General features: G+C 37.7%; 25 protein-coding genes and 1 pseudogene. 23 read left to right on the plus strand and 3 right to left on the minus strand.

Going from position 1 to position 25,472, the window contains the following annotated elements; translation table 11 throughout:
• Positions 1–63 precede the first annotated feature (63 nt).
• The 10 genes from H4J67_RS07100 to H4J67_RS07140 all read left to right on the plus strand — a co-directional run bounded on the left by H4J67_RS07100 (position 64) and on the right by H4J67_RS07140 (position 7,688).
• Positions 64–1,290, plus strand: a complete 1,227-nt coding sequence (locus H4J67_RS07100) for an ectonucleotide pyrophosphatase/phosphodiesterase (protein WP_182176469.1) — start codon at positions 64–66, stop codon at positions 1,288–1,290.
• Between the two features lie 342 nt (positions 1,291–1,632).
• Positions 1,633–2,481 carry an alpha/beta hydrolase gene (locus H4J67_RS07105; RefSeq protein WP_182203273.1) on the plus strand — a complete coding sequence of 283 codons (849 nt, stop codon included), beginning with the start codon at positions 1,633–1,635 and terminating at the stop codon, positions 2,479–2,481.
• 178 nt (positions 2,482–2,659) lie between these two features.
• Entirely contained in the window at positions 2,660–3,022 is a 363-nt protein-coding gene (maoP, locus tag H4J67_RS07110) for a DUF413 domain-containing protein (protein WP_070374989.1), read from the plus strand.
• A gap of 292 nt (positions 3,023–3,314) precedes the next feature.
• On the plus strand, positions 3,315–4,289 hold the full coding sequence (dusA, locus tag H4J67_RS07115; RefSeq protein WP_182203275.1) for a tRNA dihydrouridine(20/20a) synthase DusA: 975 nt from the start codon (positions 3,315–3,317) through the stop codon (positions 4,287–4,289).
• A gap of 276 nt (positions 4,290–4,565) precedes the next feature.
• The gene (locus H4J67_RS07120; RefSeq protein WP_182176467.1) at positions 4,566–4,844 is read left to right on the plus strand and encodes a hypothetical protein; all 279 of its coding nucleotides are present in this window, start codon (positions 4,566–4,568) and stop codon (positions 4,842–4,844) included.
• A 10-nt stretch (positions 4,845–4,854) separates the two neighbouring features.
• Entirely contained in the window at positions 4,855–4,986 is a 132-nt protein-coding gene (locus H4J67_RS20510; RefSeq protein ID WP_259364605.1) for a hypothetical protein, read from the plus strand.
• Between the two features lie 109 nt (positions 4,987–5,095).
• The gene (locus H4J67_RS07125; protein ID WP_182203277.1) at positions 5,096–5,983 is read left to right on the plus strand and encodes a sulfurtransferase; all 888 of its coding nucleotides are present in this window, start codon (positions 5,096–5,098) and stop codon (positions 5,981–5,983) included.
• Positions 5,984–6,274: 291 nt separating this feature from the next.
• Positions 6,275–6,937, plus strand: coding sequence for a phage shock protein PspA (pspA, locus tag H4J67_RS07130; protein WP_182176465.1), 663 nt, complete (start codon positions 6,275–6,277; stop codon positions 6,935–6,937).
• A 120-nt stretch (positions 6,938–7,057) separates the two neighbouring features.
• Positions 7,058–7,270 carry a PspC domain-containing protein gene (locus tag H4J67_RS07135; RefSeq protein ID WP_182176464.1) on the plus strand — a complete coding sequence of 71 codons (213 nt, stop codon included), beginning with the start codon at positions 7,058–7,060 and terminating at the stop codon, positions 7,268–7,270.
• Positions 7,271–7,352: 82 nt separating this feature from the next.
• Complete coding sequence (locus tag H4J67_RS07140; RefSeq protein WP_182176463.1) at positions 7,353–7,688, plus strand: hypothetical protein; 336 nt, start codon at positions 7,353–7,355, stop codon at positions 7,686–7,688.
• A gap of 54 nt (positions 7,689–7,742) precedes the next feature.
• Here H4J67_RS07140 and H4J67_RS07145 read toward each other — a convergent pair.
• Positions 7,743–8,477: pseudogene (locus H4J67_RS07145) on the minus strand (enoyl-CoA hydratase/isomerase family protein).
• Between the two features lie 70 nt (positions 8,478–8,547).
• Between H4J67_RS07145 and H4J67_RS07150 the strand changes: the two are divergent.
• The 5 genes from H4J67_RS07150 to H4J67_RS07170 all read left to right on the plus strand — a co-directional run bounded on the left by H4J67_RS07150 (position 8,548) and on the right by H4J67_RS07170 (position 15,856).
• Complete coding sequence (locus H4J67_RS07150) at positions 8,548–9,027, plus strand: copper chaperone PCu(A)C (protein WP_182176462.1); 480 nt, start codon at positions 8,548–8,550, stop codon at positions 9,025–9,027.
• Between the two features lie 9 nt (positions 9,028–9,036).
• The gene (locus H4J67_RS07155) at positions 9,037–10,029 is read left to right on the plus strand and encodes a DUF2333 family protein (protein WP_182176461.1); all 993 of its coding nucleotides are present in this window, start codon (positions 9,037–9,039) and stop codon (positions 10,027–10,029) included.
• Positions 10,030–10,042: 13 nt separating this feature from the next.
• On the plus strand, positions 10,043–10,801 hold the full coding sequence (locus H4J67_RS07160) for a TIGR04219 family outer membrane beta-barrel protein (protein ID WP_182176460.1): 759 nt from the start codon (positions 10,043–10,045) through the stop codon (positions 10,799–10,801).
• Between the two features lie 449 nt (positions 10,802–11,250).
• Complete coding sequence (locus H4J67_RS07165; RefSeq protein ID WP_182176459.1) at positions 11,251–15,165, plus strand: rhombosortase-dependent M36 family metallopeptidase; 3,915 nt, start codon at positions 11,251–11,253, stop codon at positions 15,163–15,165.
• Positions 15,166–15,283: 118 nt separating this feature from the next.
• Positions 15,284–15,856 (plus strand): hypothetical protein, encoded by a 573-nt coding sequence (locus H4J67_RS07170; protein WP_182176458.1) that lies wholly within the window; start codon positions 15,284–15,286, stop codon positions 15,854–15,856.
• A 42-nt stretch (positions 15,857–15,898) separates the two neighbouring features.
• Here H4J67_RS07170 and hslO read toward each other — a convergent pair whose 3' ends face one another.
• Positions 15,899–16,762 carry an Hsp33 family molecular chaperone HslO gene (gene hslO / locus H4J67_RS07175; RefSeq protein ID WP_182176457.1) on the minus strand — a complete coding sequence of 288 codons (864 nt, stop codon included), beginning with the start codon at positions 16,760–16,762 and terminating at the stop codon, positions 15,899–15,901.
• Positions 16,763–16,764: 2 nt separating this feature from the next.
• A complete protein-coding gene (hslR, locus tag H4J67_RS07180; protein ID WP_070374949.1) occupies positions 16,765–17,172 on the minus strand; it encodes a ribosome-associated heat shock protein Hsp15 in 408 nt (135 codons plus the stop codon).
• Between the two features lie 232 nt (positions 17,173–17,404).
• On the opposite strand from hslR, the gene gspC reads away from it, so the two are divergent.
• The 8 genes from gspC (at position 17,405) to gspJ (ending at position 25,467) form a co-directional block, all read left to right on the plus strand.
• A complete protein-coding gene (gene gspC, locus H4J67_RS07185; RefSeq protein ID WP_182176456.1) occupies positions 17,405–18,358 on the plus strand; it encodes a type II secretion system protein GspC in 954 nt (317 codons plus the stop codon).
• 110 nt (positions 18,359–18,468) lie between these two features.
• On the plus strand, positions 18,469–20,541 hold the full coding sequence (gene gspD, locus H4J67_RS07190; protein ID WP_259368521.1) for a type II secretion system secretin GspD: 2,073 nt from the start codon (positions 18,469–18,471) through the stop codon (positions 20,539–20,541).
• A gap of 1 nt (position 20,542) precedes the next feature.
• On the plus strand, positions 20,543–22,099 hold the full coding sequence (gene gspE / locus H4J67_RS07195) for a type II secretion system ATPase GspE (protein ID WP_182176454.1): 1,557 nt from the start codon (positions 20,543–20,545) through the stop codon (positions 22,097–22,099).
• Between the two features lie 13 nt (positions 22,100–22,112).
• A complete protein-coding gene (gene gspF, locus H4J67_RS07200) occupies positions 22,113–23,336 on the plus strand; it encodes a type II secretion system inner membrane protein GspF (RefSeq protein ID WP_070374947.1) in 1,224 nt (407 codons plus the stop codon).
• Between the two features lie 22 nt (positions 23,337–23,358).
• Positions 23,359–23,793, plus strand: coding sequence for a type II secretion system major pseudopilin GspG (gene gspG / locus H4J67_RS07205; RefSeq protein ID WP_070377070.1), 435 nt, complete (start codon positions 23,359–23,361; stop codon positions 23,791–23,793).
• A gap of 18 nt (positions 23,794–23,811) precedes the next feature.
• Positions 23,812–24,453, plus strand: a complete 642-nt coding sequence (gene gspH / locus H4J67_RS07210; protein ID WP_182176453.1) for a type II secretion system minor pseudopilin GspH — start codon at positions 23,812–23,814, stop codon at positions 24,451–24,453.
• Positions 24,443–24,841 (plus strand): type II secretion system minor pseudopilin GspI, encoded by a 399-nt coding sequence (gene gspI / locus H4J67_RS07215; RefSeq protein ID WP_182203278.1) that lies wholly within the window; start codon positions 24,443–24,445, stop codon positions 24,839–24,841. Before gspH ends, gspI begins: the two co-directional genes overlap by 11 nt.
• An 11-nt stretch (positions 24,842–24,852) precedes the next feature.
• Complete coding sequence (gene gspJ, locus H4J67_RS07220) at positions 24,853–25,467, plus strand: type II secretion system minor pseudopilin GspJ (protein ID WP_220463354.1); 615 nt, start codon at positions 24,853–24,855, stop codon at positions 25,465–25,467.
• The last annotated feature ends 5 nt before the right edge of the window (positions 25,468–25,472 follow it).

Here is a 25,472-nt window from a genome sequence, read left to right on the forward strand (position 1 = left end):
TTATGTTAATAAAAAAACAATGCTAGAAAGCCCTTAAACACTAATTATTGATGAGAAATTACTGTGAATAAATTATTTATAATAGGCATGTTATTTGCCTTAAATGCATGCACATCAGAATCAAAAAATTCACTAGGTATGGCATCCAACCCTAATCCTAAACCTTATGTGTTGTTAATTTCACTGGATGGTTTTAGGTGGGATTATGTTGATAAATATCAGCCAACCTTCTTGTCTCAATTTGCTAAAGAGTCTGCTCATTTAACATCATTACGTCCTACTTTTCCGACAAAAACCTTTCCTAACCATTTGAGTATTGTTACGGGGTCATACCCTGAGAATCATGGCATAGTGTCCAACCGTTTCTATGCTCGCGATTTAAATAAAACCTACAGCATAAGAGACTCGGAAGCGGTGACCAATCCTGACTTTTATTTACGTAAACCCTTGTGGATTATTGCAGAAGAACAAAATATGCGTACCGCTAACTATTTTTGGCCAAGCTCTGAAGCCGCTATTGCCGGTATTTACCCGTCTCATTTTAAAAAATATGATCACAACGCCTCACATCAAGAACGCATAGATGGTGTATTAAATTGGTATCAGCTTCCTTCAAGCGAGCGGCCGCAATTAATAACCACTTATTTTCATGATATAGACAGTGCAGGGCATGGTTTTGGTCAAGATTCACCTGAGCTTATTGCTGCTATTAACCGTGTAGATAGCACCATTCGTGAAATGGTTGAAAAAGTACGCGCGTTAGATTTTGAAGTAAATATTATTATTGTCTCTGATCATGGTATGGCCGACTATCCTGCTAAAAATTATGAATATTTACCTAATTGGTTAAATGAGGAATATAAAGTTTTAGCAACCAACCCTATTACACTTATATACGATGAGGGTAAGTCTACCCGCACATTAGCTCAAACTGTTGCACGATTAAATCAACAAGCTAAACATTATAAATGTTATCAATACCAAGATATTCCAGCAAAATTTAACGCCTCAAAATCAAGTCGTATCGGTGATATAGCTTGTTTAACCGATAACGATTGGTCGATAGGTTTTACCGGGAAAACCAGTAAAGGAAATCATGGCTGGAGTCAGTTTGACACTACGGACATGGACGGAATATTCTATGCACAAGGGCCCGCGTTTAAAAAAGCATATCAGTTAGATACAGCTGAAAATATAAATATTATGCCATTAATTGCAGACATTTTAGGCCTAGAAATCACCACCCCAATTGATGGTAAATTAGCGATTATGAAACCGTTACTTAAATAAATATTATGTCAATAACAATTGCAGACATTTTAGGCCTAGAAATCACCACCCCAATTGATGGTAAATTAGCGATTATGAAACCGTTACTTAAATAAATATTATGCCAATAACAATTGCAGACATTTTAGGCCTAGAAATCACCACCCCAATTGATGGTAAATTAGCGATTATGAAACCGTTACTTAAATAAATATTATGCCAATAACAATTGTAGACATTTTAGGCCTAGAAATCACCACCCCAATTGATGGTAAATTAGCGATTATGAAACCGTTACTTAAATAACTCGTTATGGTTAAGTACACATATCGACTTTTCATTGAATAAAGAAAGAGAGTTCACTTGAAACTAGTAATATATAGTTTAACGCTGCTATTAATATTGACCAGCGAGCTATCAATAGCTTTTGCCACTACGCCTTTTCAAATACCAAGAAGTAAAGTCGTTGAAATTAAAGATCCCGACAGTCAACGTGTTTATCCATTATTTATAAAGTTACCTAAATCTTATGCTAAAAATGATGATAAAGCTTACCCCGTCATTTACCTAACCGATGCTTGGTATACTTTTCAGATTGTTTCTGGGGCAACCCGTTATCCAATGAATGTACAAAAAATGAAAGAAGCTATTATCGTTGGCATTTCATATGCAAAAGGGTCGAAGCGAGATGCTAGCAGAGTGCGAGACTATACCCCAACAATCAATAAATCCTGGCAACAAACAACAGGTGGTGCTCAACAACATATGGCGTTTATCGAAGCTAGTGTTATCAATTATATCGATAAAAATTATCGAACGGATCGACAAGATAGAACCTTTGTAGGTAACTCGCTTGGCGGATTATTTGGTACATACATTTTATTAACTAAACCGACATTATTTAATCATTACATACTCGGTAGTCCTTCTTATTGGTTTGATAATAAAGTTATTTTTACATTAGAAGAAGCGCATCGAAAGCGGCAGTTAACCATTAATGCAAATATTTTTATTGCTATTGGCGAGCGTGAATCAAAAGCATTAGACAGCAGTCATGACATGGTCAAAGATGCTGAAAATTTTTATGAAAAAATACTTAATTGGCAGCAAACTCATGTAAAAGCAAAAATTGTCATTATCCCAGAAGCCAATCATCAAACCGCTTTTCCTACGACGGTCATTCAAGGACTACATTGGATTTACAAAATATAACCTCATGCTAGTTTTGTATTTTTAGCCTAAAAAAAAGTCACGAATAGTCTATATAACAGTAAATAATATATATTAAGTAAAATATTCTAATTAACGTTAAAAAAATAATTGCCAATTAATCGATATTAAGTTAAAAATGCGATTATCAGTATATTTATATTTTAGTAGAGTTTATAAAATGGCTAATTTAGCAATATCAGCAGAAAGTTTTAAGGTAAATAGAAATTTTTACGATGATAGAAATTATCCGCGCGGCATAAAGCGTTCTGGTGACTTTAACTTGGCTGAGGCCGAAGCATTAGAAAAATATGGCGTTGCATTAATGGCACTTTCTTTAGGAAGTCGCCTGCCAGTTACCGAAGAAGAGCAACATTTTGTTGAAGTTTGTCGTGGTAAGGCTGTTGTCAGCAACACCATTGAGAAGGCTTGGTTAAAATATCAAAACATAATTTTAACACCCAAGCAATTCCATACCTTATTTGGTCGAACTAAAGTTGAAACAGACGACGAACTTGAGTCAGATCCTGACGACCTAGATTAACCTTTTCTTGTTAATCTATTAGGCTATTTATGCAAGATACTTGCTATAACTTAGCCCCGATTTAGGTTCAAATTGACTAGGCGTTAATTCGCCAAATTATTAAGTGATGTTATTTAAAATTCACTCATCTTTATACCATAAAAATAGCTGAAAGCTATCGAGGCTTTCGGTGCTGTCACTTGGCATTATTTCTTTTGTTTAACATCGCTAAAGCCTTTATAATCAGCGAAATATTCTGTTGTTGTTTCTAACAGCTGCATTCGCTTTAAACTTAAAGGTTTTTTATAACTTTATGATTTCACATAAACTTTCCGTTGCACCCATGCTCGATTGGACTGATCGCCATTGCCGTTACTTCTATCGTGTTATGTCAAAGCACACCGTGCTATACACCGAAATGGTGACTACTGGCGCAATTATATTTGGTAAAGGTGATTATTTATCCTTTAACAAAGAAGAGCATCCTGTTGTACTGCAATTGGGGGGAAGTGATGTTAAAGCCATGACAGAGTGTGCGAAAATGGCTGAACAGTATGGTTATGATGAAATTAACATTAATGTTGGCTGTCCATCTGATCGTGTGCAAAATGGTCGCTTTGGTGCTTGTTTAATGGCTGAACCTTCTTTGGTCGCTGACTGTGTCAATGAGATGCAAGCGGCAGCCAATATTCCGGTTACCGTTAAATCGCGTATCGGTATTGATGACCATGACAGTTATGAGTTTTTACATAATTTTGTTGATGTGGTCTCTCAAGCGGACTGTAAACATTTTATTATTCACGCACGTAAAGCTTGGTTAAGCGGTTTAAGCCCTAAGCAAAATAGGGACGTTCCCCCCCTTGATTATGGTCGTGTTTATCAAATCAAAAAAGACTTTCCACAGTTACAAATTTCAATTAATGGCGGTATTAAAAGCTATGATGAGGCGAATGAGCATTTAACTCATATTGATGGTGTGATGATAGGCCGTGAAATTTATCAAAACCCATATATGTTAGTTGAAGCAGACAACGCGATTTATCAAACAAACACGGAGATTCTTTCTCGTGAGCAAATCGTTGCCGAGATGGCGCGCTATATTGATATTCATATTGCCAACGGCGGGCGTGCTTGGCATGTTGTTCGCCATATGCTTGGACTCTGCAATGGTTTAGCGGGTGCTAGGCAGTTTCGTCGTTATTTAAGTGAGCAATGCAGTGGTAATACAGTAACCAGCCAAGTTCTTTTTGATGCGTTCGCACAAGTGACCCTTCCTGCAGGCGAGTAATTTTCTGTTTTGTGTACCGATTTTGGGAAATTGTATCCCTAAATCGGAATACTATTTATTTTGCCGTTTAGCGATAAAGATAATGTTATCGCTATAATTATTAATAATTGGCTTTTTTGACCACTTTTCTTTTATTTAGTCTTAAGTTTTATTTTTATGATAAAAGCATAGATTAATTAATCCTATAAAATTCAATTGCTTAATTTTTTTTTGATCTCTGGCACAACCTTTGTAATAGATATTACGACTTAACTATTATAAAACTCGGAGAACAACATGAAAACATTATTGATCACCACATTAACTACCGCTTTATTATCTTTTAACAGTTTTGCAGACAACACCACAGACATCAAAACTATCGCTAATCTGATGGTTAAAACAGGCATTGAACAACTTAATACAAAATTAACGAGTAGCGTAAAAGATAAAGTTCAGCCAGATATCACGATGTCAGCTTTAGCCAACAACAAATATTCCCAAATTTTAGTGGCTAAGCTTAGTAACAAAAAGGGTACTCAACAAAAGAATACCGCTAAAGCAGCGGATGAGTAAGGAATTGATTATGCCTAGCTTAGAGCTAATTTTTACGTTATTGATGTTACCTGCTGTATTTTTATTGGCAGCGTCTTTAGTGGTAAGCCTAGTAGAAAATAACCGTGAACAATCATCAGCCGAAAAACAAGCAGCAAGCTAAATGCAGGGAATTTGTTGTACCCTGCCAATTTATATTGTTTTTTCGACTGTACAACAATCGATTTATTCGTTATTTTTTAAGCCTTATTCAAAAATGAATGACGCTAACTATGCCTTCGACTTTTCAGCAAATAATATCGTGCCATCAGCTGCATGATTTGCTTTTTTCTCCACTCCATTTGACCGGAGACTCTGCAAAATCATTATCAAATATAATACTGCTTGATGCGAGTATCCCACCCGTTGGTAATATGCGCTCGCCAGAAAAAAAATGGCCAGACTTTACGCTGCCTTATACCAAACGATTTGATTTAAATAAAAACTTTTCTGATTTATCAAATCCACTTCCCCACACGATGCCAAGTGCTGAACATTTTCAGCAGCAAGCGCGTGCGTTAGGTGTAATGACAGACAGTCAAATTGTTGTTTACGATGACCAAGGCTTATTTTCTGCAGCGCGTGCTTGGTATATGTTTAGAGCAATGGGACATGAAAATGTTGCTGTACTTGATGGCGGCTTACCCGCTTGGTTGGTATCAGGGTATCGTGTTTCATCAGCGACATCTTCCGTTACTAGCCGTGGTAACTTTATCGCCACATTTTGTAAAGAATACTTTTATAGCAGCCAAAATATAGAGCATAACCTTAACTCTCAAGAATACCTTATTGTTGATGCTAGGGCTAAAGAACGCTTTGAGGGCAACGTTGCTGAGCCACGCGAAGGTATTCGTAGCGGTCATATTCCCTCTTCTGTGAATTTACCCTTTAGTGATTTATCGCATGATGGCTGCTTGCACGCCAAAAATATTTTAAAAGAAAAATTTAACGCTATTAATAGCGAAAATAAACCAATGGTGATGAGCTGTGGCTCTGGGGTAACCGCCTGTGTTTTAGCGTTAACCGCCGAAATGTGCGGTTATAAGCACGTAAAAGTTTATGACGGCTCATGGAGTGAGTGGGGCGCAGGTGATTATTTTCCGGTAGTGGTTACTCAATAATTCAACGCTCATTTTAATAAAATTCCACCATGTTATGGGTATAGTTAAATTAACTAATTAATTTGTCAATTTGACTATATTTTCGTCTGACATATTATGTCCTCTTTCTTTCTGTAATCGATATCTATTAAAATCTCATAATAAACAGTAGCTTAATTTGTTTTGCTGAGTTGGCATGTCACTTGTAATAGAAAACACAGTAGCAAGTTAAGCATTAACATTTTGGTTAATACTTAATGAGTCATTAAATTAAAATACTAATAGCAGCGCATTTGCGCAGGAGAATGGATTATGGGCATGTTTTCACGTTTTACCGATATTATTAACGCTAACTTAAACAATATGTTAGATAAAGCTGAAGATCCTGAGAAAATGGTTAAATTGATTATTCAGGAAATGGAAGAAACCTTGGTTGAAGTACGCTCTACTGCAGCAAAAAATATAGCAGAAAAGAAAACCTTAATGCGTAAAATAGCATCACTAGAAGCCAGTATTAATAATTGGCAAGAAAAAGCCGCATTAGCCATTAATAAAGGGCGTGATGATCTTGCGAAGTCTGCGCTCCATGAAAAGCAAAAATGTTCAGTACAAGTCAATGAATTCCATGATGACTTAGCGCAACTAGAGATTTTTTTGAGTGCAGTACAAGAAGACGGTCAACGTTTACAAGAAAAACTTCAAGAAGCTAAACGTAAGCAAGACGCTTTTGCATTGCGTCAAGAGTCAGTTGAAGTACGTTTAAAAGTGCGTGAAAGAGCGATTGTCTACAACATAGATGAAGCCATCAATAAATTTGAACGCTACCAACAAAAAATTGACCGAGTAGAAGCTGAATTAGAGTCTTATGACTTTACCGAGAATAAAGATCTCGCCAGCCAGTTTCGTGATTTAGAAACAGATGAATCTATTGAACAAGAATTAGCCGATTTAAAAAAGCAAGTTGTAAATGGCTAAGTGACAAAAAATTAGGGGGCATTACATGATACATCACAGTAGTTATTTCATAATGATCATGTGTCTTGCTCCCGTATTAACTTTTTTTACAAAACAGCGGTTAGAATTAAGGAATAAATAATGAGCTATCAACGTGAGTATTCAGTGAAAAAAACTTTAACAAAAGATGTTGCCCATAAAAAATTATCAGGCGTTTGTGCGGGCATCGCAAAATATTATGACTTACCAAGAATAGCTGTTCGTATTGCCGCTATTGGTGCTTTGCTTATATTTCCGTTAGCTAGCGGTGTTGCTTATGTGGTCGCGGCGATACTATTACCCACAAAGCATTAATGGGCAGTATTAACTTAAAGCGATAGCGAGTAAATAATATTTACCGATAGCTGTGCGTAAAACTAAGTAAGCAGGAGGAATTATGTCATTTTTTAAATCATTAACATTAGCAATTTTTGCAACCTTATTTTTAACCTATGCATTAGGAATAAGTTTTATAGAAATGTTTAATGTCGACCTTCATGTTGGTGATGAACTCATTGATCCTTTAAAAGCGATTAGTGTTTCAGCAATTATTATGGTTATTCTTGTCATGGTGGCATTTGCAATTGTTATGAGTGTGTTTGGTTCATTAATTTTTATCGGTATGATGATTTTTGGTGCGGCGGCCTTGGTGATGATTGGTATATTTTGGCCCGTTATTTTTATTGCTGTTGTTATTTGGTTAATGGCAGGGGACAAAAAACAAATCGCCTAAAGATGAAACCCCCGCAAATTTTGGCTGACTATTTCATCTTTAAGCTTTATTTTTTTAAAAAAATTGCGCTAAAATATTTTTACATTGCTGCGTTTTTACTAAACGTTTAAATTCTTTAGCTTCGTTATCAATGACCTGTTGCATAGTCAATTGAGCATGTTGTTTCATCAATTTTCTACTGGTCATGAGAGAATCATGAGGTAATTTAGCAATAGTATTAGCAATATCGCTACCTATTTTTAGTAAATCTTCCGGTATGCATATTTGATTAATAAGACCGTAATCTAGTGCTTGTTCGGCAGTAAATTGCTTGCCAAGTACTAAAAGTTCAAACGCTTTGTTATGACCAATACGCAGGGGTAACAACAGGCTAGAGCCAGCTTCAGGAGATAGACCTAACTGAGTAAAGGGTAATTTAAATTTACTATTGTTTGCCGCTATGACCATGTCGCAATGTAACAACAAGGTAGTGCCAATACCTATTGCCGGGCCAGCAAGTGCGGCAATAAGAGGTTTATCAAATATTGTTAGTGCTTGTACAAAATCTAATGCTAATAATTCATTATCTTGTGAGCATTATAAAAAGTCATCCCAATCATTACCTGCACAAAAACAGTTTTCATCGCCTTGAATAAGCACACAGTGGATAGTTGAATTTTCGCTCGCATATTTTAGAGCAGCACATAAGTCGATATACATACTTTGATTAAGTGCATTTTTTTTATGTTTACGGTTAAGAGTCACGGTGAAAACATGATTGTTTTCTTGGCTAATAATTAAGTTATCCATTTTGCTCCAGCTTAGTTACAATGTTAAGGCAATAAAAATAATCTGTCTAAAAAAGGAAGTATAGCGAGAAATGAATAAAATATGTTTTATAGCCATTGTATTATCTTTTACATTACTCAGTAACAATAGCGACGTTTTTGCTGTTGAACACGATAGTAATATTATTATTGACGGGCCTTATGTGAGAGCTAGCATACCTGGAACCAGTATAACTTCAGCTTATATGTCGATTGAAAATAAAAATGATGAGGCACTAATTTTAACAGGAGTCAGTGGCTTGTTTTCCGATAGAATTGAAATTCATCAACACACCATGAGTGATGGTATGATGATGATGCGACAAGTTGAACAATTGACAATCGAAGGGAATAATAAAGTGGTATTGCAGCCTATGGGCTATCACTTAATGATATTTAACGTTAAAAAAGCCTTGTTACCTGAAGAGGAACTTTCATTAACATTGCACTTTAAGCAGCAAAAGGATCTTGTCGTAACCATTCCAGTGCGAAGTATTAAACAAGAAAAACCAGCTAAAAAACAACACCATTAGGAGCTCAACATGACGACTAATTTTTCAGGCAAAACTTTTGTCACCCTTTTTTTTGCTATCATCCTCTCAGGCTATTTTCTCGGCGTTTATTGGAGTTTTGAACCTGAACAGCTTGATATTAGAGCTGAAGCAACGAAAGATGCAACGGCAGCTGGTATAAAACCTGTTGTCGGTTACACCACAACAACTGCACTTATTAGAGTAACCGAGACATTATTAAATAAACCTGGCGGTTATCTGTCAAATGATGCTTTGCCACCCTCGGTATTTTTAGACAACATCCCAGCTTGGGAGCTTGGTGCGCTTGAAATGTCGCGTGATATGGCGCTTGTTATGCGTCAAGAGTTTAGCCGCTCTCAGTCACAATCAATAGAAAATAAACACTTAAAAGTTGCTCAGCCTCAATATAATATCGATCACAAAAGTTGGGCGATGCCAAGTGCTGAAAGTGAATACAATAAAGCAATTAACGAATTGTATGCCTATCGCAAAGCGTTAGGTGATGTTAACAGTCAAACAGCGCAATTTTATGCTCGCTCAGATAATTTACGTGACTGGATCCAAGAAGTGAATAAACGTTTGGGTAGCTACTCTCAACGATTAAGTGCGAGTGTTGGCCGAGAACAGCTAAATACCGACTTAGCTGGTGATAGTGTTGCTCAGCAATCAACATCTGCGCAGTCAAGCGTTGTCTTAAAAACCAGCTGGTGGAAAATTGATAATGAATTTTATGAAGCACGTGGTGCGTGTTGGGCGTTACTTCACTTTTTACGCGCCGTAGAAATTGATTTTAATGATGTATTAGAGAAGAAAAATGCTAAGGTAAGTGTACAGCAAATTATTCGAGAATTAGAAGCAAGCCAAGAATCTATATGGAGTCCAATGATCCTTAATGGTGATGGCTTTGGTTTATTAGCTAATCATTCTTTAGTAATGGCAAATTATATTTCTCGTGCTAACGCAGCACTAATCGATTTAAATGACTTATTAAGTCAAGGATAATAAAGGGTTCAACATGAAAAAAACAGCATTAGCAGTACTTGTTACCGGGTTACTTTCAACATCAGCAATGGCTGATACTATTGCCGGACTTTATATTGGTGGCTCAATATGGAGTAATGAAGCAACAGGTACTTTTGGTGAACAAACTGGCTTAGTTGATTTTAATTTAGAAGATAAAGAGCAAGGTTCATTTTATATTGCCCTAGAACATCCGATCCCTTTAATCCCCAATCTAATGATAGCCTCAACAACGTTAGATACTGATGGCGCAACAGTTTTGTCGCAGGATTTTGACTTTTCTGGTAACACATTCGACGCTGGCACCGCTGTCGGTAGCACCTTCGATATTAGTTATATTGACTATACCTTATATTATGAAATTTTTGATAACGGTCTTTTCTCTTTTGATATCGGTTTAACCGGTCGTGATTTTGATGGCGATATAACGGTTGCATCAGCTATTGGTGGTACATCAGTTGAAGGAACATTAGCTGTTACAGAAATCGTACCTATGCTTTATGTTTCAACAATTATCGGCTTACCCGGCACGAGTTTTAATCTTTTTGCCAATGGTAATTTATTATCGATTGACGATCATACTATATACGACTACCAAGTCGGTTTGAGCTACGAGCTTATTGATAACTTAGCGGTTGATGTAAATTTAACACTGGGCTATAAAGCGGTTAAATTTGAACTTGAAGATTTAGATGACTTGTATACAAATATCGAATTTAAAGGTGCTTTTGCAGGTGTTGTTGTGCACTTTTAAGGTTTTAATTGGACTTGTTCCACAAAGCTGAACTTTTTAACAGATAAAGGCGCTAATTATAAAATTAGCGTTTTTTTTGTTGCAAAAATAAGCGTTTATACCACTCTTCTGTTAAAGACCCTCAGTGATGTTATGGTAAATCTAGTATAAATAAATCACTACTATCCAATCAGTTACTTGTTTGAGATATTATATATGTGTACTTATTAGCTACTATTTATTAACAAATAGTAGTTGTTACGCTTTTTTCACAAGTGATTGACTTATGAGCGTTTGTTACATTAACGTAACGTATATTTTACTTTTTTTTTGTATTTTTTAAGCTAAATGATTGCTTTATTGTTACATAAATGTGATAAATTAACATAGAGCCTACGTAGTGGGTTAAAAATAATATGTTTCAGTACCCAATTTATGGGTTAATAATAAAAATATAGTTAGGGAATCGTATGAAATTTAATAAATCAATCATAGCCACATTCGTAGGTGCTGCAATAGTTTCTGCTTCTATGGGAGCTGTAGCTTCAGATACAGGCGCTTTTTTAAATGCACCTGCTCCAGTTGTGTCAAACCAAGTAGCTACTATCAGTGGTATGAGTAATCAATTTGATGCTCAATTAGGTAAAAATACTTTTCAGTGGGCAAGTGCAAAAAATTCTCTCCCAAATATGATGGCAGTTTCTGCAGAGCATCAGAATGCTTTTGCTGCAGATTTTTATTTGAAGCAACTTACCGGTTTATCTGAGTCAAAGCCAAGCCTAGCTGTGCCTATATTAGCGAATATCCATGATATTGGTCGTGGCGCAAAAATTGCTAAATATAAGCAAGAAATTGCAGGTATTGAAGTTTTTAATCGTGAATACAATATCATGATGGATCGCGAATTCAATTTAGTCGCTTCATCGGGTTACTTAGCAAGTGACAAGGCTGTTAAATCATCAAATCTATTGTTGAAAAGTGTCGACTCTGCTTTTGATGACGCCGCTAGTTCTGTTAAAGCCGTGTTTTTGGCGATGGGTGGCGATAGTGCTACGATTAAATTAACAAACAAAAAATCAACTGATAAGTACGAAAAATTTGCTGTCGCTAATACGTCTTCTCAAAAAATAATACTTGGCGAACCACGCGCTAAAAAAGTATTTTTTGAACATAAAAATAAAATTGTTGCTGCTCACTACGTTGAAGTAGAAACAGGCGAAATAGACAGTCGCGAATCAGAGTATTATGGCTATGTTGTTGCTGCTAAAACCGGTGAGGTTTTATTTAAGAATAACTTAACTAGCCATGCAGCTGATTTTAATTATCGCGTTTTTGCCGACGCTGAAGGTAAGCCATGGGATAGCCCTCATGGTGAAGTTATGCCAGCCCCTGAAGGAAGCGACCGAAGTGCGTTTATTACACAAGAATACTTAAATGCAACTATGATAAGCACAAGTCACGGACCTATCAGTACTGGTGATGCTTGGTTAGCTGATGATGCAACTATGACCATGGGTAACAATGTTACCGCTTATGTGGATGCTATTGCACCTCAAGGTTTTAGCAACGGTGATTACATGGCAGAAGTGACCAGTAGTAATACCTTTGATTATAAATATGATGTTTCTGAAGCCGAATATTCAGTTGGAAACCGTAAAGCGGCGATTGTTAACTTATTCTACGTAAATAACTATTTACATGATGACTATTATGATCATGGATTTGATGAGCTTGCTGGTAATGCTCAGACATTAAACTACGGTCGAGGTGGTGAAGAAGGAGATGCATTAAACGTAGAGGTTCAAGATAACTCTGGTTTTAACAATGCAAACATGTCAACACCTGCGGATGGTGGCTCACCACGCATGCAGATGTATCTTTGGGAAACAACACAAGCGGTAAATGGCAATGACTATGGTGCCACCGTTACTTCACATGCAGATATAGGAATGATATCTGTTCTTCAAATCGCTAGTTTTGGTGCAGAAACTTTTGATTTATCAGGTGATTTGGTTCGTCTAGAAGATGCAACTGCTCCAATAAATGATGGTTGTGAAGCGGCCATTAATGGCGCTGACCTTGCTGGTAAAATCGCTGTTATCGATCGTGGCGCTTGTGCATTTACAGATAAAGTTCTTAATGCTCAAGCTGCTGGCGCTATTGCAGTATTTATTGCTAATAACAGTAATGATGGTACACCTGCTCCTATGGGGGGAGGCAACGATGCTGTAACTATTCCTAGCTTTGGTATTAACTTTAGCGATGGCGCAGCAATCTACGCATTATTAGATGCAGATGAAAAAGTATCTGTTGATATGTTCAGAAATGACCTGTCGCGCGTATTCAAAGATAGTACATGGGATAACGCAATTGTTGCTCACGAATGGGGTCACTATATCAGTAACCGTTTAGTGGGTAATAGTTCAGGATTAAGTAGCCAACAAGCACGCTCTATGGGTGAAGGTTTTGGTGATTTTCATGCATTGATGCTTACAACAGACGCAAGTGATAACCTAGTTTTAGGCAATGAAGAATATGATGGTGGTTACGCTGCTATAACGTATGTTGCTAGTTTTGTGGATGGCATCCGCCCTTACCCTTACTCAACAGACACAACAATTAACCCATCTACATTTGGCGATATAGCCCTTTACCCTGATTTAGTGCATTCTCCGGGTTCTATATTTTCTAATATGATTTGGGAATCTTTTATTAGCATGGTTAATGACGAGCGTCATACTTTTGATGAAGCTAAGAACTTAATTAAAGATTATGTAGTAGCTGGTTATAAAATGATGCCAATGGCGCCTACATTCACTGAAGGTCGAGATGCTATATTGTCAGCAGCATATGCAAACGATGTAGAAGATTACAACCTTATGCTTGCAGCATTTGCAAAACGTGGTATGGGATTAGGAGCTAAGTCGCCAAGCCGATTCGCTACTGACCATGCAGGCGCGGTAGAGTCTTATGCAACAACATTAAGTTCATTCTCTGCAAATACTCATATGTTAAATACTAACTATGAAGGACTTACTTCAGGTTACTGTTCTAAAGATAGCGTGCTTGATAAAGGTGAAACTGCAACAGTTAGCTTTACTATTGAAAACCGTGGTAGTGAGACTTATGAAAATATTACCGCACAAATTGAAGTCGTAGGCGATCAAGATGTAACATTTGCAAATGAAGGTGTGGTAACTTTTGATAGTCTAGGTGTAACTGGATCAGCTACAAGTTCACCTATCGAATTTACGTTGAATGATGCAAGTATGGCAGAAGACGTTGAATTCAAAGTTACTTTCCCTGGACTTAAAGCCGATGTTGTTAACGATTATTCGTTTACTACAAAGGTTAATTATGACTTTAAAGATCGCGCACCAGTAGGTTCTTCTACTGTTGATGATATGGAAACATTATCATCACAGCACGACTTTATGGAAAATGTTATGGGTGGTGGTGAAGCTGCTGTCGGTACTGGATATTTAGATACAAGATTTGCCGGTGCTCTTGGTGGCGTTCTAGGACAACAGTATTTATTTATCAATAATAATGGCTTTGAATCAGATGTCGCTTATGAAACAAGAGCATTTAGCGTTGGTTTCGATGGTGATTTTGTTATTAACTGGTTCCATTACTATGACTTCGAAGCTAATTGGGATGGCGGTGTTGTTGAAGTAAGTGTTAACGGTGGTGACTGGGCTGATGTTACTGAGATGGGTGGTACTTTCTTAGGTGATGGTTACAACGGGAATCCGATTTTCACTGAAGCTGGTACAGCATTATCTGAACGTCTGAGCTTTACGGACTTCGCAGCTGGTTATGAAGGCGTATCTTTTGGTGAAGCACTAAATGGTAATGAAGTTAAATTCCGTTTCCGCGCAGTAAGTGATTTTACAGCAAATAACTTAGGTTGGTTGATTGATGGTGTTCAATTTGACAATGTAAATAGCTCGATTTTCAGTGATGTAGTTGCGGGTGATAGTGTTGCTTGTGATAACCGTGCACCGATTGTAACAGCTGTTACTGATGTAGAGCGCATTGTTAGAGAAGGTATCTCTGTTAGCATGAGTGTTGAAGCTACAGATCCTAATGGTGATGCATTAACATACAGCTGGGAACAAACCTCTGGTCCAACAGTGACATTAGCGGGCTCAAACACAGCCGCCATATCTTTCACTTCTCCTAGTATTGAATCTGGTAGTGAAACACTAACATTTGTAGCAAGTGTTAATGATGGTACTGTCGATGCTACCCAGAGTTTCTCTGTAGTGGTTAATGATATGCCTAGTATGGTTCCGGCTAGAAAAAATTCTAGCGGTGGTTCAACTGGCTTATTAGCCTTCTTGCTATTACCTTTAGCGTTATTACGTCGCCGTAAAAAGTAAGTAGTAACAACAAGTAGTAACAACAAGTAAAAATAAAGCTGATTGGTCATTCAATCAGCTTTTTTTATAACTAAATGTTTATCACTTAATTATGACTGTAAATAAAAAGGAAGGAAATATGCATAACCTTAGTGTCATCGCCCTTAGTGTCACTTTTTTAATGGCTTGTTCAGATAAAAGAGAAGTCGTACAACCACTAGAGAAAAAAACCAGCGATAAAGAAGCTGCTTCTTTAAAGTCAAACACATCAGTTGCTACAACTAATGAAACACTTGCACGGGCCACTAGTAGCGGTTTAAGTGAAAGTAATGAAAGTTTAAAAAATAACAACGTTTTTAAAAAACTGACAAATTCAGAAAATAAATACTTAATGCTCAACGAACAGAAATTTGAACTACAAACAGATAAGCTGACTAATGGCGCTAAAGTTGTTAATTTATTAATGTCAGAAACGGGTACGATAAAGGGCACTTTTGTGGTCATTGTTAAAAACTTAGCCAGCTTAACAAGCTATGACAATACCGCAAATATTAATGAAATAGCTAAAAGTACTTATCGATTAACGCCAGAAGAGGGCGTCGAACTCTTAGGTTATTATAAATCACTTTTAGCAGCAAAGCAGTTTGAGCGGGTAGAAATAGAAATAGATTACAGTGGTAAAGTGGGTCGCCCATTAGCAGAAGAGCGCTAAAAGGCGAACAGGTAGAATTAAGACGTTAAGTCTAAGGGTAAACTAGTGCTTGGGCTCATGAATAAAGTGTGCAAGTTTTGGTTCATCAAACTTATACGTTGTTAAACAATATTCACAAGTCATCGATACGCAACCTTGCTCTTCTATAATGCTTATCAATTCGCTTGGTGAAACTTGAGAAATAGCCGTTAAACATTTTTCCTCAGAACAACTGCATTGATAATTAACCGATTGAGGTTCAAATAAACGAACCTCCTCTTGATGATACAAACGATACAATAAGTCTTCAGCGTCTAACGAAAAGATCTCATCTGCTTTTATTGTATTGGTTAGTTGGCACAAGTGTTCAAAATCACTAAGCTGAGTTTCCTTGCTATCACTATCAGGAAGCAGTTGTATCAAGCTACCAGCAACTTGAGTATTGTCAGCATTATTAAATAACCAGATTTTTGTGGGTATTTGTTCAGAAACTTCAAAGTAATGTGCTAAACAATCAGCTAAATTATCTTTATCTAGTGCAACAACTCCTTGGTAAGGTTCGCCTTTTTCAGGACGTATAGTAATAACCATCGTACCTTTACCTATTAGTTCTTTTAAGCCTATACCAGCAGTTGGCTCAGCTAAACGGGCTATGCCACGCATATTTTGTTTATCGTCACCATTAACGGACATATAACTAATGGGGCCATCGCCCTGTAATTGAACGGTAATTTCACCCTCAAACTTTAAAGTAGCAGTAAGCAAGCAAGTGGCGGCAACTAATTCACCTAACAAGGCTTGCACGCCCGGAGGGTATTCATGCAAAGCAATAATTTCTTGATAAGCTTTAGTCAGTTGTACAAGCTCTCCACGAGCATGCTTACCATCAAATAAATAGCGATTTAAAACATCAGTTTTAACAGTCACAGTTAGATCCTTTCTTTAAATTGTATTAATTGTCGACGTTGTTTTTTATCGGGTTTGGTATCACTAGCGGGGCTAAGTAAAGTACCTTGTTTACGTGCTAAGGCATTTTTTTCACGAGTGGTAATACTGTTGGGCGTTTCTTGGTAAAGAGTTTGCGCAAAACTCGCATCTCGACGTTTATCTGCCAGCGCCACAACAATAATTTCTCGTTCTTCATAACTCTGGCGTAAGACAACTTTGTCTCCTAAAGCAACGACTTTACCCGACTTTGTTCGTTGACCATTATAGAACACTTTACCACCATCAATCATTTGTTTGGCAATGGCACGTGTTTTGTAAAAACGAGCAGCCCATAACCACTTATCGAGACGGGTTGAAGTGTTTTCAGTGAGAGGTGAATTATGTTTCATCTACTTACCATCTTCCTATAAATATATGTCGCGGCGAAAATATCATAATTGCTTATAATGTCTAGTCTTTTAACTGAGTCTATCGCTGAACTGGCAATATTAGTTTGCACATAACAGCACAAAATTGTTAATAAATATTTTAATCATCATCTTACCCTTGTTGATAATGTCTAGCTCAAGTACTATCACGGTATAATAATGAAAATTAATTTAAATTTCTATAAAGATAACCATGCAATTACCTTCAAATTTTTCTAGTGTAGTCGACTTCTCTTCACAATTACCTCAGCAAAAAATAGCTAAGGTGATCAGTGCATTTTTGTTAGCTTACATTGCGTATGTTTTTGCACAGCTTACTTGGCTTGTTGCGCCAAGTGGCCAATACCATGCGTCTTCAAATGTTAGCGTAAAAGTAGCAATACAGAACACTGAAAAAGCTGATATCAGTTTAACAAATTTAAAAACATTAAACTTATTTGGCTTATACACAGACAGTATAGATACAATTGAAACGGTTGAAGTGGAAAATGCACCTCAAACACAGTTGCGTTTAACGCTATCAGGGGCAGTAGCAAGTGATGACAAAACTACCTCCGCGGCGGTCATTGAAAATGCTGGTAAGCAAGACACCTATAGTCCGGGTGAAACCATTACCGGAACACGTGCGGTGCTCGATAGTGTTTTTCGTGACCGAGTGCTTTTAAAGCATGCCGGAAAGCTTGAAACATTGATGCTTGATGGATTTGATTACAATGAAAAAACACAACAAAAGGTAGTAAATAAATCGGCAATATCTCCAGCTAAAACTCGAGAATTAAATAGTCGACTAACATCACCTAATGTCATTGATCGAAGAACAAATAAGATGCTGAGTAAAAGTGCAGAGTCATTTAAAGACGAAATTAATACCGACCCAAGTAAAATTACCGATTATTTAAAAATATCGCCAAAACGTAAAAGTGGCAAAATAGTCGGTTACAGATTGTTGCCGGGTAAAAACGCTGATTTTTTTCAAAATTCAGGGCTGAAATCTGGTGATATCGCAATTCAAATGAATGGTTATGATTTAACGGTGCCAAGCGAAGCCGCACAAGCACTTGCTGCATTAAAACAAGATAAAGAAGTATCACTATTAATCGATCGTAATGGTGAATTGAACGAAATATTATTTAGTATCGGTGGTTAATACCTTTACTGACCAAAATTGAGAATTAAGTTATGAAAAATTTTTCCTTGCGCAAGACTCTTCGCGCCCCTTGGTATAAAGGATTGTTAGCAACAGGTTTAACTGTTGTGATGATGAATACTTTATTATTTAGTGCTGATATACATGCGGCTAAGTACTCGCCAAACTTTAAAGGTACTGAAATTGACGAATTTATCAATATAGTTGGTAAAAACCTGAAAAAAACCATGATCGTTGACCCTAACGTTCGAGGTAAAGTGACATTACGTACCCAAGATCAACTTACCGAAAAACAATATTATCAAGTGTTCTTAAATGTGCTTGAAGTGTATGGTTTTTCTGCTGTTGAAATGGACAATAATGTTGTAAAAGTTATTCGTAATAAAGACGCTAAAACTTCATCAATACCGGTTGTTGGTAATGAAAACCCTGGTGTGGGTGATGAAATGGTGACTCGAGTTGTCGAAGTTAAAAATGTCACAGTACGTGAATTAACCCCTTTACTTCGTCAACTTTCAGATCAAGCCGGTGGCGGTAACGTGGTCAATTATGATCCCGCTAATGTCATCATGCTAACGGGCACTGCTGCGGTTGTTAATCGTTTAGTCAATATTATTGAGCGTGTCGACAAAGCTGGCGATCAAGACGTACAAATTATTAAACTGCAATATGCATCGGCGGCAGAAATGGTGCGTATTGTTGAAGCCATGCATAAATCTGATCAAGGAAAATCTGGTACGCCAACCTTCCTTATCCCTAAAATAGTGGCTGACGAGCGCACCAATAGTGTAATTGTTAGCGGTGAATCTCAAGCCCGTTCGCGTGTCGCTAAGTTAATTTCCCGCTTAGACAGTGAATTAGAAACCAATGGTAATACCCGTGTTTACTATTTGAAATACTCAAAAGCTGAAGACTTAGTCAAAGTACTTGAAGGGGTCAGTAAATCAATTGAAGCCGAAAACGCTGGCGCGCAAACGAGTAAACAAAGCAGTAAAAAACGTAATGTCAGTATTGACGCTCATGAAGACACCAATACCTTGGTTATTACCGCTCAGCAAGACATGTTACGTTCACTTGAGGAAGTCATCCGCAAATTAGACGTTCGTCGTGCACAAGTGCTTGTTGAAGCGATAATCGTCGAAGTTTTTGAAAGTGATGGTATTAGTTTAGGTGTGCAATGGTTCAGCGAAGATGGTGGTTTTACCCAGTTCAATAATGGTCCTGCGCCCATAAGTGCTGTTGCAGCGGCTGCTGAGGCAGCTCAACCAACACCAGGCACTAAAGGTTCTACCGTGACTTCTGAAAGTGGTGCCACAACGATTAATCCTAATCAAGACGATATTAAAGGTGACTATTCATTAGCCGCAACCTTACTTGGCTCTGTAAGCGGTGGTATGTTTGGTATTATGAAAAATGGCTGGGGCGCAATCATACAAGCGGTGAGTAATGACACTAATTCCAATATTCTTGCTACGCCAAGTATCACTACACTCGATAATGAAGAAGCGCACTTTTTAGTTGGACAAGAAATTCCTATTCTTACTGGCTCTACTGCGGGTAGCAATAACGGTAATCCATTTCAAACCGTTGAACGCCAGGAAGTTGGTATAAAACTAACCGTTACCCCACAAGTGAATGAAGGCAGTGGTGTGCAGTTAACCATAGAGCAAGAAGTCTCTTCGGTGAGTGGCGCTACGGGGGTAGATATTTCTATCAACAAACGCGAAATTAAAACGGTAGTGATGGCCGATTCTGGCGCAACCGTGGTACTGGGTGGCTTGATTGATGAAGACGTTCAAGAAAGTGAACAAAAAGTACCTTTATTAGGTGACATACCTTTTATTGGGCACTTATTTAAATCAACAACAACCTCAACGCGTAAACGTAATTTAATGGTCTTTATTCGCCCAACGATTATTCGTGATGGCAAGTTGATGAATGAAATTAGTAAAGAAAAGTATAACTATATTCGTGCGACTGAAATACGTAAGCAAGAAGAAGGTTTGTCATTAATGAGCGATGAAAAAATGCCATTGTTACCTGAATGGAATGACCAACTGACTTTACCTCCTTCATTCGATGAATACATGAAAGAAAGTCAGTCTAAAGACTCTAGCTTATTACCGCCTGTCGTTAAAAACGAGGGTGATGACTCATCAACTTCAGACAAAAAAGACCAATAATATGGCTGATATTGAAAAGAGAGAAGACACAGACAACGTAGTGACTTTAAATGTTGCAGGTAATGGTCAAGAGGCAGAAGAAGTAAAAGTGCAGATCAGCCGTTTGCCTTTTAATTTTGCCAAACGTCATCATGTACTCATTAGTAAAAGTAACGACCAATACACCTTACATTGCTTAGCCAATGTTAACAGTGCGGCAGTATTAGAAGTGCGTCGGGTCTTAAAAAGTCCCTTTGCTATTGAATTTCATTCGTTAGATGAATTTGAACAATTATTAACTATTTCATATCAACGAGACTCTTCAGAAGCTCAACAGATGATGGAAGATATTGGCAACGAAGTTGACTTGTATTCTCTCGCTGACGAGATGACAGAGACAGAAGATCTGCTCGAAAATGAAGATGATGCGCCAATCATCAAATTGATCAATGCGATGTTGAGTGAAGCAATAAAAGAAAATGCTTCTGATATTCATATTGAAACTTTTGAATTAGCGCTACAAATTCGTTTTCGTGTTGATGGCGTTTTACGTGAAGTATTAAAGCCTAATCGTAAACTTGCTTCATTATTAGTTTCTCGTATCAAGGTTATGGCAAAACTCGACATTGCTGAAAAACGCATACCACAAGATGGTCGTATTTCTTTGCGCATTGCCGGTCGTGCTGTTGATGTACGTGTTTCAACAATGCCAACGGGCCATGGTGAGCGTGTGGTACTTCGTTTACTTGATAAGAACTCGGTTCGTCTCGATTTAGAAGATTTAGGCATGACACTTGCCAACCGAATAAAGTTTTCAAAACTCATCGAAAAACCCCATGGCATTATTTTAGTTACGGGTCCTACGGGATCGGGTAAAAGTACCACGCTTTATGCGGGACTGAGCCAAATTGATTCTAAAGAGCGTAACGTTTTAACGGTTGAAGATCCCATCGAGTACGCCATTGAAGGTATTGGACAAACACAAGTTAATACCAAAGTTGATATGACCTTTGCTCGCGGGTTACGGGCGATACTTCGCCAAGATCCCGATGTTGTTATGGTCGGTGAAATACGCGATTTAGAAACCGCTCAAATTGGCGTGCAAGCGAGTTTAACCGGTCACTTAGTGATGTCGACACTGCATACTAACAGTGCCGCTGGTGCCATTACTCGTATGGAAGATATGGGCGTAGAGTCATTTTTACTCTCATCGAGTCTCTTGGGAGTCTTAGCACAACGACTCGTGAGAACATTGTGCCCGCATTGTAAAGAAAGCCATTTACCTGATGGCCCAGAGCTAAAATTACTTGAGTTACCTCAAGACAACACCCAGCATATTTATCGCGCAGTTGGTTGTAGTGAATGTAGCCAAAAGGGCTATAAAGGACGTATGGGTATTCATGAACTTATTGTTGTCGACGATAAAGTACGCGAGCTTATTCATAATGGTAAAGGTGAGCAGGCTATTGAAAAGTTTATTCGCCAAAATACACCAAGTATACGCCGTGACGGCTTTGATAAAGTGCTGACCGGACAAACAACACTCGAAGAAGTTTTGCGTGTTACCAAAGAAGATTAACTAGAGTTTTATTATGGCAGCTTTTGATTATCAAGCAGTAAATAGCCGTGGTAAAACGGTAAAGGGTGTTATCGAAGGTGATACGCCCAGACAAGCGCGTGGCTTATTACGTGACAAAGGCTTAATGCCCACTGAAGTAACGCCAAGCTTACAAAAAACTAAGCAAGCCGCCAATAAACCACGGTTTGGCGGACGAACAAAAGTATCTGTTGCTGAACTTGCTTTAATCACACGCCAGTTGGCAACATTAGTTGAGTCGGGTTTACCGATTGAAGAATCTTTGCTTGCCGTTGGCGAACAATGTGAAAAAAATAGTATGAAAAGTATGATTATGGCGGTGCGAACAAAAGTAACCGAAGGTTATGGTTTAGCCGAGAGTATGGCTGAGTTTCCGCATGTTTTTAGTCACTTATATCGAGCAATGGTTGCTGCAGGTGAAAAATCTGGTTTCTTAGATACGGTTTTAAACCGCTTAGCCGATTACACCGAGCAACGCGAACACTTACGTTCACAAATCATTCAAGCGCTTATTTACCCCGTTATTATGACGGTCGTAGCCATAGGCGTTATCGCGATACTGTTAACAGCGGTAGTCCCTAAAATTGTTGGCCAGTTTGACCATATGGGCGCAAATTTACCTGCAACGACTCAGTTTTTAATTAGTACCAGTGATTTTTTAAGAGATAATGGTTTGTATATCCTTATTTTGATTGCCTTACTCATAGGTGGCTTTAATCATTTAATGAAAAAGGCCAGCTTCAAGTTTGCCTTTCACCGTAAGGTGATTAGCTTTCCAGGGCTAGGCAAAATCATTCGTGGTATTAATACCGCTCGGTTTGCTCGTACCTTAAGTATCTTAACCGCCAGTGCTGTTCCTTTACTGGAAAGCATGAAAATATCAGGTGAAGTTTTAGAAAACTTATACATTAAGCAATGCGTTAAAGAGTCGGCCGATAAAGTGCGCGAAGGGGCAAGTTTACGCGTTTCTTTAGAGCAAACGAAATTATTTCCACCGATGATGCTTCATATGATTGCCAGTGGTGAAAAAAGTGGCAAGTTAGAACATATGCTTGGCCGGTCAGCAGACAACCAAGACAGGGAGTTTGAAGCGTTGATGAATATATCGCTAAAAGCTTTTGAGCCCGCCTTGATGATCGCTATGGCAGGTATCGTTCTTTTTATAGTTATGGCTATTTTACAGCCAATTCTTCAGTTAAATACCTTAGTAGGAGGTTAATGTGAACAAAAAAATTCAACCAATGAAAGTGAAAAATAAACAAGGTGGCTTTACTTTATTGGAAGTGATGGTTGTTATTGTTATTTTAGGTTTGTTAGGCAGTGTTGTTGTCCAAAACTTGATGGGCAATATGGATACCGCAAAACTTCAAAAATCAGTACAAGATATTAATGCATTAGAAACGTCGTTAAGTATGTACAAAATGGATAACTATAACTATCCAACGACTGAGCAAGGCTTAGAAGCTTTAGTTGAAGAAACTGACGTTGAACCTTTACCGCGTCGTTTCCCAAACGGGGGTTATGTTAAACGTTTACCTGACGATCCTTGGGGCAATGCCTACCAACTATTAAATCCAGGCGAAAATGGTGATATTGATATTTTTACTATGGGACCCGACGGTGAACCTGGTACAGAAGACGATATTGGCAACTGGAACCTTGGCGACTACCAGTAGTTTTGGTGAACTCTTAATATGAAGCATTATTCCAAAAACAGCACAGTAGTTAACGGTTTCACTTTAATTGAAGTGATGTTGGTTATTGTGCTGGTGGGTTTAATGGTTTCGGTTGTTCAGTTTAGTGCTTCAGGTGATAAAGCCGAAGAAACACTCGAACTCACGAGCAAACGTTTTGCCGGCGTTTTCAATATTGCTGCTGAATATGGCATGCTAAATAATATTGAATTAGGCTTAGTTATTGGCAAAAAAGGTTATCAGTTTTTAGGTTACGACGGCATAACGTGGTCGGATATCTCTGATAATGAATTATTCAGTCGTTATAAATTACCTGAAGGTGTTGAGTTGATTTTACAACTTGATGATTTGCCAATCGAAGAACCACAATTATTTGATACTGAAGTATTTAATGAGTTGCAAGCGGCTAATAAAGAGAATGATTTAGATGAAGACGTAGGTAAAGATGATGACGGTAATAATATAGAAAAAAAAATTCTCATTCCCCAGATTTACATACTCTCAGGCGGCGAAATAACACCGTTTAGTCTGCGTTTTCAATTTGTTAAAAACAATTACACTGAAGCCAAGCTTTATTTTAAGGCGACCGGTTTATACACCACACCGATAACTGTTGAAGGGCCACTCTTTGATGATGAATAAGGTGAAATGGGTCATTAAAACGGCTTCATTGGGCTTTACTTTAATTGAAGTCATGTTAGCAATGGCTATTTTTTCAATTGCGGGTATTGCGTTGTTAAGTGCAGCAGACAATAACTTTAAGAATTTAAGTCATTTAGAAAATAAAGTATTAGCCAATTGGGTGGCCTCAAATCAATTAGTTGCGATGACATTAGACCCAACATGGCCACCAAAAAATAACAAAAAAGGTACCGTAGAAATGGCTGGCCAAGAATGGTTTTGGCTACAAAAAGTGCTTAAAACAGAAAATAAGAATATGCGTGCTATCACGATTGAAATTCGCAATAAAGAAGATGAAAAGTTAGCGATCACCAGTATGGTTACCTATATTTCAAAGAGTCAGCCGTAGTGAAAATTTGTTTGAATAAGCCAACGAATAATGGCTTTACCTTGTTAGAAGTTTTAATCGCTATCGCTATTTTTTCAATGATTAGCATGAGTAGTTTTACTATTTTTAATACAGTATTAAAAGGTAATGAGTCATCTGAAATTCGTACCACACGCGTTAATGAATTACAGCGAGGCTTCTTACTTATCGAGCGTGATTTACTGCAAATTGCTAAACGCAGTATTCGATTAAATGGCGAAGCTCCCCAGCAAGATTTTTTATATACTGACAGTAATAGTTTTTCAAATGGCGAAAGTACCTTAGCTTTTGTTCGCAACGGATGGACAAATCCAGGTCTACTATTACCGCGTAGCAATATGCAATCTGTCGCTTATCAATTAAATGAGGGAACCTTCGAGCGACTTCATTTCAATTTTGTTGATGCTATCCAAGGGCAAGAGCCTAAAAGAAGAAAGTTAATCACCGAGATTGAAGGACTAAATTTTGAGTTTTTTTATGACAAAAAATGGCAAAAACAAATTAAAAATAAAAGTTTACCTCAAGCGATTGCTGTTGAGCTAATAACTAAAGATTATGGGCTTATAAGACGAGAATTTTTAGTGGCGGGTGATGATGTCTCAATTTAAAGCTT

It is taken from the genome of Colwellia sp. BRX10-4, from assembly GCF_014077465.1.
Lineage (GTDB): Bacteria > Pseudomonadota > Gammaproteobacteria > Enterobacterales > Alteromonadaceae > Colwellia_A.